Here is a 16,472-nt window from a genome sequence, read left to right on the forward strand (position 1 = left end):
GTTTTTTATTAGCTGGACGTATAATATACTTCACCTACGTTTTTATAATTGATGGTCTAAAGTGAGTCCTTGGGTTCACTTTTTTATTTTTTGCAAAACCAGGAGCCCTTTATTTTGGCTACAGATGGCATCATCGAAATACCCGGTCTTATACTTATTATTGTCTGCTTACTACGCTGTGCCCAGTATGTAGTACAAAGTCATAGCAAGCAAAGTCGTTATTTTTGGCTCGCATCAGTGCTCGTATTTTTTGCTGTGCTTCGCCGAGAGCTAAACTACTTACCAGAACTGCTTATTTCAGGCGACTTTTCGCTGCTTGGTCATTCTTATGACTGGTGGGAAGATGGTGTGCTGACCCTTGTCTATCTTGTCATCGTTGGGTTGCTCGTTTATTCATGGCGTTATCTCAAAGCCGTCTTAAAAGATGTCGATGTAGCATTATATGTCTTCGTAGTCATACTGGCGATAATACAGTATATGGGCGAGAATGCGATTGTTTTCCCTTATGCCGTTGGCGGTACCATTGAAGAGTTAGCAGAAACTGCTATTTATGGTATTGCTTTGTTTTATGTGTGGAAATTTAAGTTAGCCGATTTTGACACTCAGACAGCAGAAAACCTAGATTTAAAAACCGCAAGATGATAGTAAGAAGAGTTGACTGTGGTATCTACTTTAGCGATTAACTTTGCTTATTAATTTGCTATACTCAATATAAGCTCGAGGGACAATAGTAGTATTTATAACGGTGCCGACTTTATTGATACCTATACTAAGGGTGTTGCTAAATATCGTGACTTAGCGTTGTACCTTGATTTACTCATTATTGCTCATTATTAAGTTACTCATTATGAATATATTAATCACTGGTGCATCGCGTGGTATTGGTTTGGCCACTGCCAAAAAGCTGGCGGCAAAGGGTCATAGCGTTGGTCTATTTGCAACCAATACTGATACGCTTGAAGACGCAACTAAAGATAAAGCTTTTAAAAAAGCGATCAAACAAAAACGTATCATAACTGGTCAGCTTGACGTAACCCAGCCTGACTCATGGGAAGACGCTATCAGTCAAATGATTGATAATTTTGGCAGTATTGACGCGTTAATCAACAATGCAGGTGTGCTAGTCAGTGGTGCTTTGCCCGCGACTGATTTGCAGCAGCAGCTGTCTTTAATCGATGTCAATTGCAAAGGCGTACTCATTGGCTGTCATAAGCTTGCGCCTTATTTGGCTGATAGCAATAATGGTAAAATCGTTAATGTGTCTTCAGCGTCTGCTATTTATGGTCAGCCTGAAGTTGCCAATTATGCAGCCAGTAAGTTTTTTGTCCGCGGTCTCACCGAAGGCCTTAATATTGAATATCAAAAGCTCGGTATCAAAGTCATAGACGTCATGCCGCTTTGGGTTAAGTCTGATATGACAAAAGATATTGAGGTGACGAGTATTGATCGCTTGGGTATCAATCTAAACGTCAATGACGTGGCAAAAACGTTGTGCAAATTGACCACCAGTCCTAATCGTAAAATAAAAGGTACGCATTATGCTGTTGGTTTGCCAGCTAAAGTCTTTCAGGCACTCTCACAAGTTACGCCCGACCCAATCATACGCTGGGTAAATACCAAAGTGGGTGCCAAATAAAGCGCAGACCATTTACCAACAGCTTATCGTATTATCCTGACGGCTACTCAATCTGAGTGGCCGTTTTGCTTGCCGCTCGAATATCAACTGCTTGCTCGATGGTTTTATCGGTGAAGGTATTGTTTTTAATAAGCGTGTTTTTGATTGGCCCTGCTGCGCTGTCTTCGCGAACTTTTGAGCCAATATTAATAGGCAAAGTAACGTCAGCGGCGAATTGATTACTACTAATAAGCGTGCCATCATCCTCCACAACAACGCCCTGCTCGACTTGTTCAAAACGATTATTGATGATCTGATTGTTTTTAGCACTGTCTAAGTGATAGCTGGCAAAAGGCGTCTCTTTAATCAAATATGCACCGCACGCAAAACCTTTAAGATTACGCGACTGCCTTGATGCCACCCATACGCCCACTGGCTCATCTTGAAAAACATTACCGCGAATAATATTATCACGGCTCGATTCTGTACGTTTAAAATGATTACCCCGCGTTGGATCATCAGCATGCTCAAAGCAATTGCGATACAGCAATATACTGCCTGCGCCATTATGGATAAATCGATTATTCTCGATGCGATTATTGCTTGAAGAATCCACCGCGATGGCTTCACGATTGGGCTTAAACGTGCGAAAACCATTACCGATAAACACAGAATTTTTAATCACATTATCGCGGCTACCAAATTCTAAATATAACCCCACGGTGCCTGCGTTTTGAATGCGTACTTTATCAAAAGTAACGCCATGTACGTGATCGCCGACGAACATACCACTGTTAATACTGTTGCGACTAGTAACGTTGATTACGCGAATATTTCTTGGAGCAAGCCTCCGATTGGCAGCAGGATCGATAAAGCCGCGAATGTAGCGCTGATTTGGTTGGCTATATTGGCGAATATGTAGCGCATGACCATAGCCATCTACATGACAATTGGCAACGGCAATATCTTCGATAGCGTCATCCGTCTTAGGTTTAATCGTAATTGCACTGGCCGTTGATTTGTCATCAGCCATTGTACTAAGTGCAGCTCCCTGACAGTCGAGTGAGCTGTCTGATTGACTAAGGACGAAACGTACTGATTTTTCTGTTAGATCACAGCTTTGGTTTAAAGCACTATGATCTTTTACATGGACGGTTTGCTTGGGTGTCAATTGCGCGCAATCTATAATAGTGGTCGCAGCAGGTAGCTTGGTAACAATCACGATTGACTGCTTTGCAAACTCGTCAGTATCGTCTACAGCTATTATATTGCTAGTAGGCAGGCGATCACAGGCGCCCAAACTGACGCTGGCACTTATCAACGCTACTATTATTGGTCGCTTATTGTTTTTCATCATGACGATCTCATCAGTCGGCTTACCTTACATTTTTTGAACATGCTGTGACACCTTACTACTGGCAGTAAACCTCTTAAAGCTGCACAATATTGACAACATCCAACCTATCATAAAAAATTAAGGAATGACTTATGGATAATTCAAAAACCCCACTTCCAGACGCACAAGATCGCATTGATGGTGACAGTAATCAGCAAGTAGATATGGACAATCCCATGCTGCATACCTTTGACGACGACGATGTGATTGATAACGATGCAGGCTTTAGTAATACTGAAGTAGGCAGCGCGGCAACTGAAGGACTTACTCCGATACATCGTCAAAACGTTGATGAAGCCACTATTGATAATGTCCTTGTACAAGACAATCTAGATGATGGTGACTATCCGGATATTGTCGATATCGCTGATAAAGATGCTGCTGAGCACAGCAATAGTGATGATCTATAACGAGCAAACCCCAGTTAAAAAATACCGAACAGTATCAATGTCCGGTATTTTTTTGTCTTTGTATTGGGATATTTAGGTTATACCCAGCCATCAAGCGTACCCGCCCAGCCTTTAACTAGAGGTGCGCTCATGGCTTCTAATAAGTCGATGTGCGCCTCATCTATGTTTAGCGCTGGAATATAATGGTACTCTTGTCCGCCTGCATTAAGAAAGTTATCACGGTTTTCAATCGCCAACTCCTCTAAGGTTTCAAGGCAATCAGCTGAAAATGCGGGACTTAAAATCTGTACCGATTTGACCCCTGACTTCGCCCACTCATCAAGTACCACATCGGTATACGGCTTCACCCATTCCTGCTTACCAAAACGTGATTGAAAGCTTATAATCCATTCATCATCGGCAAGACCCAACGCCTGCACCACCTGCGCGGCGGTGCATTTACATCGGCTTGGATAGGGATCGCCTTTATCAGCATAAGGCTGCGGAATACCATGAAAGCTAAACATCAGTTTTTCGGGTTTGCCATGTGTCGCCTGAAAACGACGAATGCTATCGGCTAAGGCTTTAATATATAAAGGATGAGCAAAGTAGTCTTTGACAATCGTGATATTGGGCAAATTGCGCTGCTTTTGTGTCCATTTTGTGATGGCATCATAGACTGCACCTGTTGAAGTTGCTGAATACTGTGGAAATAGCGGCAACATCACAAAATGGTCGACACCATCAGCGCGCAATTTGTCCATGACATCAGGCAGTCCTGGATTGCCGTAGCTCATCGCTGGATGCACAGATACGCGATACGGCGCCGCGTCTTTCGCCAAGCGCGGCTCAAGCTTAGCGACTTGTTCATTTAAGATGTTGCGCATAGGCGAGTCGCCATCCCAAATACTGGCATAAGCTTCTGCCACGCGCTTAGGACGACTGGGCAAGACAAACAAGTTGAGAATGATAACCCACAAAAACTTAGGAATCTCAATGACGCGAGGGTCAGATAAAAACTGTTTGAGGTAACGACGGACAGCAGGCGCTGTCGGCTCATCAGGTGTCCCAAGGTTGACTAATAAGACGGCGATACGTGGCGGCAGTTTAGGTTTCATAAAGGCTGTATGTTATTCATAAGTAATAAAGGAGGATTGTTAAGACGATATTTATTTAATATCTGATTAGTGTAGCATTTTATCGTAAAAAAACGCATAGCAAAGGCGGCCTTTATACAATTTGCTACGCGCGTCAAATAAAGACGGCGCATGGAGGTTGTACTCCTACGCGCATCGCCATACAATAGGCAAGCTCATTTTAAAAACAGTATAGAAAAATAGTCTTCATCTTGTCTTTTTTTTATTGATGATCGTTGTCTTGCGAGGTAGCTTTGAACGCACGCCCTGATAGTACCAGTGACCAACTTCCAAAAGATACATTCGATTCGAATCGCTCAGTCGACATGGTTGGCTCAGTAGGAATCGTCACACCCGAAAAATTCCATTTTGCCGAACCGCTTACTTTAGAATGCAATCGTACCCTGCCGTCTTTTGACTTAATGGTCGAGACCTATGGCACACTTAATAAGGATAAATCAAATGCCATTTTGATTTGTCATGCCCTATCAGGCAGTCACCATGCAGCGGGCTATTATAGTGTTGACGACAAAAAATCGGGCTGGTGGGACAATATGATTGGCCCTAATAAAGCCATTGATACCAACCAGTTTTTTGTGGTGTGTGTCAATAACATCGGTAGCTGTTTTGGCTCCACGGGCCCAACGACCATCAACCCTGATACCCTTGATCAAGCCGATGGCAGTGAGCCACAAGTCTATGGCCCTGACTTTCCACTAATCACTATCAAAGACTGGGTAAAAACTCAAGCAATGCTCTCTGACCGCTTAGGCATCAATGTTTGGCACGCTATCGTCGGTGGTTCTATGGGCGGGATGCAGGCGCTACAATGGTCAGTTGATTATCCAGACAGACTAAAACGCTGCGTCGTTATTGCTAGTACACCAAAGCTATCTGCGCAAAATATTGCTTTTAATGAAGTCGCTCGTCAGTCCATCCTCTCTGACCCTGATTTTAACGACGGCCGTTATATACAAGCAGGCACCTATCCTCGTCGCGGGCTTATCCTTGCACGAATGGTGGGTCATATTACTTATCTGACTGAAGATGCCATGAAAGCCAAATTTGGCCGAGATCTAAAATCAGGCAAATTTATGTATGGCTATGATGTCGAGTTTCAGGTCGAGAGCTACTTGCGCTATCAAGGCGAACGCTTTAGTAAAAATTTCGATGCCAACACCTATTTACTTATGACCAAAGCGTTAGATTATTTTGATCCAACGCGCGACTATCCATCAACACAATCGCTAGATTCGGCAGCAGCAGTGCAACTTGAAGACTCAATTGCTGCATCAATCAACACCCCTAAAAGCACACTTGAGGACAATCTTGTGTCTCAAGATGATAGCGAAAGTGGCAATCACCAAGAACTGACTGCACTCAAATCAGCATTTGCCCATACCAAATGTCAGTACTTGGTCGTATCGTTTACTACCGACTGGCGCTTTGCTCCCGAGCGCTCACAAGAAATTGTGAATGCACTCATGGCCACTGGCAAACCAGTCAGTTATATTGATGTTGATGCGCCGCACGGTCATGATTCGTTTTTATTTGATATCCCACGTTACATGGGCGCAGTCAAAGGCTTCTTAACTGCACCGTTTATAACGAGCAACTCGATAACCAAAGGAGAGCGCTTATGAGAATGGATCATCAGTTGGCTGAGCGCTGGATTTCGCCCCACTCACATGTATTAGATTTGGGCTGTGGTAATGGCGATCTACTTGCTCATTTACAAAAAAAACGTAGCGTTACTGGCTACGGACTTGAGATTGACGAAGATAAGATTAACGATGCTATCAGTAAAGGTTTGTCCATTATCGAACAAGACTTAAATGATGGGCTGGCTCGTTTCGCTGATAACAGTTTTGACACTGTTGTTATGGCACGAGCGTTACAGGCGGTCAAAGCCCCTGATGTACTATTACTTGACATGCTACGGGTCGCACGTGAAGCTGTGATTACCTTCCCCAACTTTGCCCATTGGCAAAACCGTATTCATTTGGGGTTCAAAGGTTTAATGCCAGTTTCAGAAGCCCTACCTTATGAATGGTACGATACACCAAACATTCATCTATGCACGTTCAAAGATTTTGAGCAATTGTGTGCCAAACATGATATTCATATTCTTAGCCGTTTTGCTGTTAGTGACTCAGATAAAGGTCCCTCCCCTTTAATGTCAACTCTAATAAGACAGGCACCTAATCTTCTAGCAGATGTTGCCATTTACCGAGTAACCAAACAAAAGTCTATTTGAATTTATTATATTAAAGGACTGTGATTAAGTTTATTAGTAGCTAAATAAGTATTATATTCTGTATATTCATTCTTACAGCTTAATAACCGTATGATTTTGTTACATTCTATAATGCTCAAAACGACGTTAAAATGAGTAATTAGTATTTGAGTTTCGTAACTTCGGGTGGTAAGCTAGCAAAATAGTGTCGATGACACCCTCATTACAACTGCTTATCTGTTGATTTAGCGTAAATGATAAAGATTATATTCATAGTTGATATCACCTTGCTAACAACTAGGTAAGTTCATACTGCAAAATAGAATCTGCGATAGTGTTGCCTTATAACATAAGTGTTGGCGATAAACTTTATCCATTGCTTATCAACTGCCTAATTTTGGAGCTGCTATGAAATTATTAAAAGCCGCCTTGTTTACTGCTTTGTTCTCTTGTGCCGGATTGGCCAACGCTGAGCTAATCTCAAACGTACCACTTGATACGTCGCGTTTTGAGCTGATGCCTGTTAGCGAGCTGTCTAACCGTGCCGCTCAAGGTAGCGATCATGCCCAGTTTTATCTGGCCAAGCGCTTGCAAAAGGGTGAAGGTATTGCTCAAAATACCCAGCAGGCAATTCAGTGGTACACTAAAGCGGCTCAGCAAGGGGTTGCTCCTGCTCAGTTAAACTTAGCTATCATGTATTTGCGCGGTGAAGGCGTGAAGCCAAACTTACAACAGGCTCGTGTATGGTTAGAGAAAGCCGCGATGCGTGGCGACAATCGTGCCAGCTATACGCTTGCACTGCTAGATGAGAAGCAAAAAAATCTAGTCGATGCATATAAATGGTATGACCTCGCTGCTCGTGATGGCATGCTAGACGAAAAAGTACGTAATAAAGCACGTGGTAAAATCGGTCAATTAGCATTAAACCTATCAAGCTCAGATATTGCAAGCGCTCGTAACCAAGCGGATCGTTGGTTCCAAAGCAAATAAGCTATAAGATAATTAACTTCAACAGATAAAAAGTTGATAATAAAAAATCCAGCCTTTAAGCTGGATTTTTTGTGTCTACCTAACGATAAATAATTAAGTAAATTAGATAGCTTCTACTTCCTCGGCATACGAGCCATTGTATAAAACTCTTCATTGGACTGCATGTTCATTACAATTGCCATTCTATTAGATAAACCAAAAAACGCGGTAATACCCGTGATATCTAAAATATCCTCGTCATCATAGCCATGCTCTTTGAGTGCTGCATAATCCGAATCTTGGATGAGCTCTGGTGTACGACAGAGCTTGACTGAAAACGCCAGCATGGCTTTTTGTTTAGGGCTGATGGGTGCATGTAAATAGTTGATTGCTATTTGATCTGCCAGTAGTGGTTCTTTAGAAAACACACGCAGTAACGCACCGTGAGCGATGACACAATATTGGCAGCCATTGGCGGCACTCGTCGCAGCCACGATCATCTCTTTTTCAGCTGGGCTTAGCGTACTACCTTCTCGCTCCATAATCGCATCGTAATAGGCAAAAAAAGCTCTGAACTCTGCTGGGCGGTACGCTAACACTAAAAACACATTGGGAATAAATTTGGCTTTTTCTTGCACCGCTAGAATGCGTTCTAAAATATCAGTAGGCAGGCTCTCCAATGATGGTACTGGATAGCGACTGATAGGCATGTTTGCGGAAGAATTAATAGTAGAATTGATAGAAAGATTACTCATGTGTCATCTCCATTGACATTATGTGATAGCTGTATCTAAGTAGTCTACCTCTATAGCTTAGTAATAAGTAGGTAAAAGCTCTCTTAATTTATAACACTTAGCTTTATAAAACGTTCAAAATACGCGTCAAATTTGCTACACTACGCCCGCACTAGCCAATTCCACAATCTTGCTAGTGTTATACCATCACAATTTAAATTTACCTTATTGCACTAGGTTTGCGACCTAGCCAGCAGGAGAAACACATGAGTACCACTCAAGACACCACTACAGACAATAATAAGTCAGCGCCCGCCTACGATAGCGTGACTAACAATATCGTCGTAGCTGCTCTTTATAAGTTCACACGTTTTGATGACTTTGAGCAACACCGTGAGCCAATTCTAAATACCATGCTTAACAACGACGTCAAAGGCACACTATTGCTTGCAGGTGAAGGCATTAACGGTACGATTTCTGGCAGCCGCCAAGGTATCGATACTGTCCTAGACTATCTGCGTAGTCTCGAAGCAATCGGCACTTTTACTTTTAAAGAGTCTTATACCAATACGCAGCCTTTTTACCGCACCAAGGTCAAGCTAAAAAAAGAGATCGTTACGATGGGCGTAGAAAATATCGATCCATTACAGTCAGTTGGACGCTATGTAAAACCAAGTGAATGGAATGAGTTGATCTCGGACCCTGATGTCATCCTTATCGATACCCGTAACGACTATGAAGTACAAATCGGTACTTTTCAAAATGCAATCAATCCAAACACTGAGACTTTTCGAGAGTTTCCGGAATACGTAGCGAAAGAGCTCGACCCAGCCAAACACAAAAAAGTGGCGATGTTTTGTACTGGCGGTATTCGCTGCGAAAAATCCACCGCCTATATGCGTGAGCAAGGGTTTGAAGAGGTCTATCATCTAGAAGGTGGTATTTTGAAATATCTTGAAGAAGTACCCGCCAGCGATTCTATGTGGAAGGGTGACTGCTTTGTCTTTGACAACCGCGTCTCAGTCAATCACAACCTAGAAAAAGGCGAATATGAGCAATGCTTTGCTTGCCGTATGCCTATTACTCAAGATGATATGCAAAGCATCGCCTATATCAAAGGTGAGTCATGTCCGCACTGTATTGATAAAGCGACCGATGAGCAAAGAGCGCGTTTTCGTGAGCGTGAGCATCAGATGCAGTTAGCGAAACAACGCGGTGAAGCCCATATTGGTAGTGATGTCATTGAGGTGATTGAAAAACGTAAAGTGGCTAAGACTGAAGCGCGTCTTTCGTCAGACTCTACTGATTCAGACAAGTTAGGTTAAATGCTCTGTCAGTAAAGCTCATAACAAAAAAAAGAGGCTCAGTTGGCCTCTTTTTTTATTGTTAGTATTTTTATTAGCTACCACGATAAGTGCTGTAACCATAGGCCGATAGCGTGATTGGCACATGATAATGGTTATTGTCTTCAATATTAAAATTGACTTCAACATAAGGATAGAAAGTCTCTAAACCTTGGTTCATAAAGTAAGGTTTAGTTTCAAAAAGCAGTTTATACGTCCCTTTATGATCAGCATTACCTGCGTTAGGCAAGAAATTACCAATACGACCATTATTATCCGTTTTTTGCTCACTGAGCACTTTCCACTTACCATCATTTTGCGTCATCAATTTTACATTAACGTTTGGCGCAGGCTTGCCAGTGCTGATATCAAGTATGTGACTTGATAATTGGTAATCATCTTGACTAGCTGCTTGTCCAGCAGTTGCTGTCATGGCTAATACGCCACCTAGTGCAGCTGCTTTTATTATGTTCATTTTCATAAAAATCCTTGCTGTTATTGTTTAAGATTAAACAATGAGCTGTACTAACTCAAAATTGAGTTCAATTGCTAACTCGGTTATACAGTATAAATTATCAGTCAATCCCTACAACAAAGAAAAGGTTAACTTATACGCTAGCGTGTATGACGGATGTAGTTTCACCAACATTAAACCCACCAAAAAGACAAAAAAAATAGCAAACAACTTTAAAAGTTATCTGCTACTTTTTATAATGCTGGTTAATTCTTGTAAAAACTTATATTTAAAAGGTTCTAATGTTAAAACAAAATCCGCACGCGAATTGTTTCTTCTACATCTTTTAGCTGATCAAGCGCTGCACTAGAATCATTATAATCAACATCCATCATCAAGTAACCGACATCGCCTTCAGTCATTAGGCTTTGCGCTAAGATGTTAATGTGCGCTTCTGCAAATAGACGGTTAATTTGCGACAGTACACCTGGTACGTTTTTGTGAATATGCAGCAAACGATGCGTGCCTTCTTTATAAGGAATAGATACCTCTGGGAAATTCACAGCTGTGATGGTATCACCTTGATCAGAATATTTAACAAACTTCTCAGCTACTTCTAAACCAATATTGGCCTGTGCTTCTTGTGTGGAACCACCAATATGCGGAGTCAAAATAACATTGTCAAATTTACGTAGTGGCGACTCAAACTCTTCATCAGCAGACTTTGGCTCTTTTGGGAATACGTCAATGGCAGCACCCAAGACTTTACCTGATTCAAGTACTGCAGCCAGATCATCAATCTCAACGCAAGTTCCGCGTGCCGCATTGATAAAGTAACTGCCTTCCTTCATCTGTGCAAATTGCTCTGCTTTCATCATATAACGCGTGCTTGGCTCATCCGGCACATGCAAAGTCACAATATCAGCAGTAGACAGTAGCTCATTTAAGCTGCCTACTTGATGAGCGTTGCCTAACGGTAATTTAGTAACCACGTCATGATAGATAACTTTCATACCGAAGCTTTCGGCCAATACAGATAGCTGTGAGCCGATAGAGCCGTAACCGACGATACCGATCGTTTTGCCACGTACTTCATGTGAATTGGTAGCAGATTTGCCCCAGCCGCCGCGATGAACAGTGGCATTCTTTTCAGGAATACCGCGATATAGCATAATCGCTTCTGCTAATACCAACTCTGCAACCGAACGAGTGTTAGAGTATGGCGCGTTAAAGACTGGAATACCTAGCTCGCGAGCCGCTTCAAGGTCGACTTGGTTGGTGCCGATACAAAAGCAACCAATACCGATAAGCTTGTCCGCGTGCTCAAGGACTTCACGAGTCAGCTGCGTGCGCGAACGAATACCAATGAAATGCGCGTCTTTTATTTTCTCAATCAGCTCATCTTGATCTAGGGCGTGACTAAGATACTCGATATTTTTATAACCAGCATTGTCTAAAATCTTTAAGGCGTTCTCGTGCAAGCCTTCAAGTAATAAAAACCGGATTTTGTCTTTTTGTAATGATAATGCCATGTGAGGACTGTCCTATGGTTGCCTTATTAAAAATAATCTATGCTAGATGAAACGAAAACAGTCCGGTTATCTTACACAAAATTTAACGGTGATGTTAGCAGATTAGATGAATTATTGCTTATCAAGCCTGAAAACTTTTTATGCTATAGTGAGCTTTGTTATCTAAACATTGTTTAAACTGCTTTATTCACTATTTACAGCCTTTAAGCGTTCATAATATTACCTATCTCGTCCTAACTGATTTATCTAAAGCAGCTACTCGCTAGCCCTAACTTTAGTTAAAATTTTTTGGTTAAGAGAAGCCGTTAGGTGTAGCGCTAATGTTTATACAGAGACTCAATCATGACGCCATTTGCACCTCAGACTACAACTGTTACCGATACTAATAAGCTCGAGATCATCTTTGATACCTTGGTAAATGAGCACAATTTCGATAATACACAAATTAAAACCGATAGCGAAAGCTTAGAGCATTGGGGCAAAGACTGGACCAAGCATTTTGCGCCCGCGCCCACGGCTATTGTCTTTCCAAAAACGACGGAACAAGTACAAGCTATAGTGCTACTTGCTAATGAGTACAACATAGTGCTAACACCTAGTGGCGGTCGTACGGGTTTATCGGCTGGCGCGGTCGCTGCCAATGGCGAGATTGTCGTTAGTATGGATAAAATGAATCATATCGGACAATTCTACCCTGCTGATCGTTTGGTCGAAATCGAAGCAGGCGTGATAACTCAGCAGCTACAGCAATTCGCGGAGTCCAAAGATTTGTACTATCCCGTTGACTTTGCTTCAGCAGGCTCTAGTCAAATGGGTGGTAATATCGGCACCAATGCTGGCGGTATCAAGGTTATTCGTTACGGTATGACCCGTCAATGGATTATGGGTTTGACCGTGGTCACAGGTAAAGGCGATATCTTACAATTGAACCGTGGTATGGTCAAAAACGCCACTGGCTATGATTTGCGCCAGCTGTTTATCGGTAGTGAAGGTACGCTAGGCTTAGTCACTCATGCACAGATCAAACTTGAGCGTCTGCCACAAGAGTTGAACGTCATGGTACTTGGCATGGACAGCTTTAACGATGTGATGAATGTGTTGTCTGCTTTTCAAGCGAAGATTGATCTAACTGCCTTTGAGTTTTTTGATGATGTGGCAGTCGATAAATTAATGGCGCATGGTCAGGTCCAAGAGCCGTTTGAGTCGCGCACCAAGTTTTATACGCTGCTTGAGTTTGAAGCGCCTTATGAGCCTATTATGGATAAAGCCATGGCAATATTTGAGCATTGCATGGAACAGGGCTGGGTCGTTGATGGCGTCATGAGTCAGAGTCTAGCGCAAGCCGAGGAGCTCTGGAAACTACGTGAGTATATCTCTGAGACCATTTCCGTATTCACACCATATAAAAATGATGTATCGGTATTAATCAGTCATGTACCTGATTTTATCGCTGAGATTGATCATATTGTCAGCAGCAATTATCCTGACTTTGAAGTGTGTTGGTTCGGTCATATTGGCGATGGCAATTTGCATCTCAATATCCTCAAACCTGAGAATATGACCAAAGATGACTTCTTTAATGAATGTCAGATTGTTAATAAATATGTGTTTGAGACCGTACAAAAATATGGTGGTTCGGTATCTGCTGAACATGGGGTCGGCATGACCAAAAAACCTTATCTTCACTATAGTCGCAGCGAGATTGAGATTGACTACTTAAGACAGATCAAAAAAGTGTTCGATCCAAACAATATTATGAATCGGGGTAAGATTTTCGATATGTAGCGACACGTTTTTTAGTTGGTATGACAAGACAGTGACGCTAGGTACCATTCGTCACTGCTCCATCACTATTTTTTTAATCGCTACGAATAACTAATAAGCTGGACTTTAGCTGGGCTGTCTATAAATATGGCAGTCTACAAATACAAGAGTAATAACGCTGCAACGACCAATATGCATAAGAAGCTTTGGACAACTAAAAACGCTTGATGAGGTGCTGCAATATGCTGAACCATATTGCCCAATGCATTGTAAGTAATACCCGCCGCTTTGATATGAGGCGGGGTAACAAAGTTTCTGATAATTTGTAAGAATTGCTCTGTGCGCTTGGGAGACCAACCATGCGGACTAAAAGGCAGATATGGTGCTAACAGCGCAGCTTGTTGTTTGGTTGCGGGCGACCATAGCCAGCGCTCCAAAAACAATAAGCGCATACGCCAATCCATAAAGCTACGTTTATCAATAGCTTGAACTAAGAGGACTTTAACGTTTTTATGCCGCAAGTCTGCAAAAATACGGGCTTGTAAACTGAGTACTTCTTTTTTGCTACCTTCAATACATTGTAAAAACTGACCATTGCCATAACATAAGATACCAGTGATGCCATGGTCTTCATTGTGATCGCGTGCGTGCTTTTCTACTTCATCAAATATGAGAGTATTTATGCGACTTTTAAAAGTGATGCTACTCACATACACCAGCTGAATAAGTGCTGACTCTTCTATATTCTCTAATAAATCAGTTGTATCACCCTGTTGCAAAGACATGCAGAATCCTAAAAATAGCGCTTTTGTATGGATAGTAAAATATTCAAAACTCACATTTAAATGAGCCGAATCATACAATTCACAAAAACGTAGTAAATATTTACCATGCCAGACTGTCATTAGTTATCTTAGTTGATAAAATGACACCCCTTAGGGAACATGCTACCGCAAAAAAGCATACCAAATAATCACTGTGGCTATAACAACTCGTTGTAAATACGACAATTAAATATTGTAACGATTAAACGAAGCAATAGGTATATTTTTATGAGTTTTGTTACACAAAAATTCAGTATTATCAATACTCTAAAGCCTTATTCATCTATAAAAATTATTATCTGACATCCCAAATATCCAAAACAGGAATATTATGAGCAAAATTGAAAAATTAGACGACTTTCATTTAACGATTGCCGAAATTAAGAAAAAAGATTACGCCCAATTAAAAGCGTTAATGGATCGCGTCTATGCAAATTTAGGCGGCGCATGGTCAAAAACCACGATACATACCTTGATTGATGCTTTTCCAGAAGGGCAGATTGCGTTATTTGATCATGATCAGTTGATCGGTATCGTACTATCTATGCGTGTTGATTATGCCAAATTTTCTAACCCGCATACTTATGATGATTTGATCGGACAAAAAGAAATCATCAAAGACAATCCTGAAGGCGACGCTATCTATGGTTTAGATGCATTAATCGATCCTGAGTATCGCGGTTATCGTTTGGGTCGTCGGTTATATGATGCTCGTAAAGAGCTGTGCCGTCAGCTCAACTTTCGTGCCATTTTGGCGGGTGGTCGTATTCCAAAATACCACGACCATCAAGACCTCACCCCTGGCGAATATATTGATGCTGTTGAATCACGTGAGATTCATGATCCAGCGTTATCGTTTCAGCTGTCTAACGGCTTTATCGTCAAGCGTATTTTGACTGCTTATCTACCAGATGATAAGCAATCTAAAGGTTTTGCAACCTTACTTGAGTGGGCCAATATTTATTATGAGCCCAAAGACTACAAGCCCAATACGCGCAAATCTGAAGTGCGTATTGGCGGTATTCAGTGGCAGATGCGTGAAGTTGAGTCACCAGAAGAGCTGTTACAACAAGTTGAGTTCTTCGTCGATATAATGGCAGATTACAACTCTGATTTTGCTTGCTTGCCTGAGTTCTTTAATGCGCCATTGATGGGATTATGCGAATCAACAGATCAAAACATCGCTATCCGGTTTTTGGCCGGTTACACCGAATGGTTTAGAAACGAGATCTCGCATTTAGCCGTCAGTTATAACGTCAATGTCATTAGTGGGTCGATGCCATTGCTCGATGAAAATGACACTTTATATAATGTCAGCTATTTATGTCGCCGTGATGGCACTGTTGAAGAACAGCGCAAAATCCATATCACGCCACATGAGCGCAGTGCTTGGGTTATTGAAGGTGGCGATGAGGTCAAAGTATTTGACACCGACGCTGGCCGTATCGGTATCCTAGTCTGTTACGATATTGAATTTCCTGAACTTGCCCGCTTGATGGCGCTTGATGATATGGATATCTTGTTCGTACCGTTTTGGACAGATACCCAAAACGGATACCTAAGGGTACGTCATTGCGCTCAAGCGCGTGCAATCGAAAACGAATGTTACGTTATGATTTGCGGCTCAGTTGGTAATTTGCCACAAGTTGAAAGTCTAGATATACAGTATGCTCAGTCGTCCATCTTTTCGCCTTCAGATTTTGCGTTCCCTCACGATGCGATTATGGCAGAGACCACTCCAAATACAGAGATGGTGTTCTTTTCTGATTTGAACTTGGATAAGCTTACTTACGTGCGTAATGAAGGTTCAGTACACAACTTAATCGATCGCCGTGATGATTTATTTAGCTTAAAATGGAAGAGAAAATCGAAAGTTTCTGCCAGTAAACTGAGCGACGACGAACGTCATGAAAATTCTGGTAGCGTATTATTGGGCGATGCATTGCAAGGACGTGCGAAAAAGTCTCACTAATGCCATTCAGTAGCGTCAACAAACCACTGTATATATTGATAAATTGCTACTTTAAACATCATTATTTAAATAATACGGCTGACTATACAGCCGTTTATTTTTGTCTAA

Annotated in this window: 15 protein-coding genes; 9 read left to right on the forward strand and 6 right to left on the reverse strand. The window is 41.8% G+C overall.

Annotation, left to right across the window (positions count from 1 at the left end; all coding sequences use genetic code 11):
- Positions 1-114 precede the first annotated feature (114 nt).
- Positions 115-642 carry a hypothetical protein gene (locus ACS8FB_RS10125; RefSeq protein WP_439262647.1) on the forward strand — a complete coding sequence of 176 codons (528 nt, stop codon included), beginning with the start codon at positions 115-117 and terminating at the stop codon, positions 640-642.
- Positions 643-847: 205 nt separating this feature from the next.
- Positions 848-1,636 carry an SDR family NAD(P)-dependent oxidoreductase gene (locus ACS8FB_RS10130; protein ID WP_439262649.1) on the forward strand — a complete coding sequence of 263 codons (789 nt, stop codon included), beginning with the start codon at positions 848-850 and terminating at the stop codon, positions 1,634-1,636.
- A 43-nt stretch (positions 1,637-1,679) separates the two neighbouring features.
- Here the strand turns inward: ACS8FB_RS10130 and ACS8FB_RS10135 are convergent, their stop codons facing one another.
- Positions 1,680-2,972 (reverse strand): right-handed parallel beta-helix repeat-containing protein, encoded by a 1,293-nt coding sequence (locus ACS8FB_RS10135; protein WP_439262651.1) that lies wholly within the window; start codon positions 2,970-2,972, stop codon positions 1,680-1,682.
- Positions 2,973-3,103: 131 nt separating this feature from the next.
- On the opposite strand from ACS8FB_RS10135, the gene ACS8FB_RS10140 reads away from it, so the two are divergent.
- The gene (locus ACS8FB_RS10140) at positions 3,104-3,421 is read left to right on the forward strand and encodes a hypothetical protein (protein ID WP_439262653.1); all 318 of its coding nucleotides are present in this window, start codon (positions 3,104-3,106) and stop codon (positions 3,419-3,421) included.
- A 77-nt stretch (positions 3,422-3,498) separates the two neighbouring features.
- Here ACS8FB_RS10140 and hemH read toward each other — a convergent pair whose 3' ends face one another.
- Positions 3,499-4,518, reverse strand: a complete 1,020-nt coding sequence (gene hemH, locus ACS8FB_RS10145; protein ID WP_439262655.1) for a ferrochelatase — start codon at positions 4,516-4,518, stop codon at positions 3,499-3,501.
- Between the two features lie 344 nt (positions 4,519-4,862).
- Here hemH and metX point away from each other — a divergent pair, with 344 nt between their 5' ends.
- From metX to ACS8FB_RS10160, 3 genes are all read left to right on the forward strand, one after another.
- Entirely contained in the window at positions 4,863-6,179 is a 1,317-nt protein-coding gene (metX, locus tag ACS8FB_RS10150) for a homoserine O-acetyltransferase MetX (protein ID WP_439262908.1), read from the forward strand.
- Entirely contained in the window at positions 6,176-6,793 is a 618-nt protein-coding gene (gene metW, locus ACS8FB_RS10155) for a methionine biosynthesis protein MetW (RefSeq protein ID WP_299218054.1), read from the forward strand. The genes metX and metW overlap by 4 nt, the downstream gene beginning before the upstream one ends.
- A gap of 387 nt (positions 6,794-7,180) precedes the next feature.
- On the forward strand, positions 7,181-7,762 hold the full coding sequence (locus ACS8FB_RS10160; RefSeq protein WP_439262657.1) for a tetratricopeptide repeat protein: 582 nt from the start codon (positions 7,181-7,183) through the stop codon (positions 7,760-7,762).
- Between the two features lie 113 nt (positions 7,763-7,875).
- On the opposite strand, the gene ACS8FB_RS10165 is transcribed toward ACS8FB_RS10160, so the two are convergent.
- A complete protein-coding gene (locus ACS8FB_RS10165; protein ID WP_439262658.1) occupies positions 7,876-8,496 on the reverse strand; it encodes a peroxidase-related enzyme in 621 nt (206 codons plus the stop codon).
- A 245-nt stretch (positions 8,497-8,741) separates the two neighbouring features.
- On the opposite strand from ACS8FB_RS10165, the gene trhO reads away from it, so the two are divergent.
- A complete protein-coding gene (trhO, locus tag ACS8FB_RS10170) occupies positions 8,742-9,800 on the forward strand; it encodes an oxygen-dependent tRNA uridine(34) hydroxylase TrhO (RefSeq protein ID WP_439262660.1) in 1,059 nt (352 codons plus the stop codon).
- Positions 9,801-9,873: 73 nt separating this feature from the next.
- On the opposite strand, the gene uraH is transcribed toward trhO, so the two are convergent.
- The gene (gene uraH / locus ACS8FB_RS10175) at positions 9,874-10,299 is read right to left on the reverse strand and encodes a hydroxyisourate hydrolase (protein ID WP_439262661.1); all 426 of its coding nucleotides are present in this window, start codon (positions 10,297-10,299) and stop codon (positions 9,874-9,876) included.
- A gap of 278 nt (positions 10,300-10,577) precedes the next feature.
- Positions 10,578-11,804, reverse strand: coding sequence for a phosphoglycerate dehydrogenase (gene serA, locus ACS8FB_RS10180; RefSeq protein WP_439262663.1), 1,227 nt, complete (start codon positions 11,802-11,804; stop codon positions 10,578-10,580).
- Positions 11,805-12,146: 342 nt separating this feature from the next.
- Between serA and ACS8FB_RS10185 the strand changes: the two genes are divergently transcribed.
- Positions 12,147-13,589, forward strand: a complete 1,443-nt coding sequence (locus ACS8FB_RS10185; RefSeq protein WP_439262665.1) for an FAD-binding oxidoreductase — start codon at positions 12,147-12,149, stop codon at positions 13,587-13,589.
- A 134-nt stretch (positions 13,590-13,723) separates the two neighbouring features.
- Here the strand turns inward: ACS8FB_RS10185 and ACS8FB_RS10190 are convergent, their stop codons facing one another.
- Positions 13,724-14,353, reverse strand: a complete 630-nt coding sequence (locus tag ACS8FB_RS10190) for a BLUF domain-containing protein (RefSeq protein ID WP_439262667.1) — start codon at positions 14,351-14,353, stop codon at positions 13,724-13,726.
- Between the two features lie 370 nt (positions 14,354-14,723).
- Here ACS8FB_RS10190 and ACS8FB_RS10195 point away from each other — a divergent pair, with 370 nt between their 5' ends.
- A complete protein-coding gene (locus tag ACS8FB_RS10195; RefSeq protein ID WP_439262668.1) occupies positions 14,724-16,364 on the forward strand; it encodes a carbon-nitrogen hydrolase family protein in 1,641 nt (546 codons plus the stop codon).
- Positions 16,365-16,472 lie beyond the last annotated feature (108 nt).

Source organism: Psychrobacter sp. 1U1 (assembly GCF_051847535.1).
In the GTDB taxonomy this organism is placed as follows: domain Bacteria; phylum Pseudomonadota; class Gammaproteobacteria; order Pseudomonadales; family Moraxellaceae; genus Psychrobacter; species Psychrobacter saeujeotis.